This is a genomic window from Vibrio sp. 2033, assembly GCF_033339735.1.
In genome coordinates, this window is sequence record NZ_JAWOVC010000590.1 from 1 (window position 1) to 588 (window position 588).

At 46.8% G+C, this 588-nt stretch carries 1 protein-coding gene; it reads right to left on the bottom strand.

What is annotated here, in order from left to right:
* The coding region (gene kefG / locus R7P74_RS27955; RefSeq protein ID WP_318123932.1) for a glutathione-regulated potassium-efflux system ancillary protein KefG at nucleotides 1–550 on the bottom strand (550 nt) is incomplete at its 3' end.
* Nucleotides 551–588: the final 38 nt, after the last annotated feature.

Genomic DNA, 588 nt, shown 5'->3' on the forward strand with positions numbered 1-588 from the left:
ACTCATCAAGAGGATTACTCAGCCATCGACGATACTGCTCCGCGTGTTCATAGCGTTCAATATCAGAAACATTGCGCGACCAATACAGCACCAGAGGCTCCATCCAATGCATCTGACACAACGCTGCCGTCAACTCGAACGGTTGCAGAATCTGCTCTAACGGATACTTGTTATACCCCCTAGCACTGAAGGCTTCTTCTTTACCACCCGTGGTGATCACACTGCGCCAATATTTGCCTTCCAGTGCAGAACCGTCGCCAAACGCAAAGCCCTTGCCGAGTACTCGGTCTAACCACTCTTTCAACAACGCCGGACATGAATACATATAAAGAGGATGATGAAAGACAATCACATCATGATTCATCAGTAGATCATGTTCGTGATTCACATCGATAAAGAAATCAGGATAAGCGCCATAAAGATCGTGCACCGTCACGTGCTCAAGTGATTGCACTCGCTTTATCATCACTTGATTGGCAATGGAGTTGTGCGGCTCTGGGTGAGCATAAATGACCAGAACTCTTGGGAGAATAGACGCTGCTACAGCCAAATGGTCGTCCTTGTGGTGATTTTTATCCGTTATCAAAT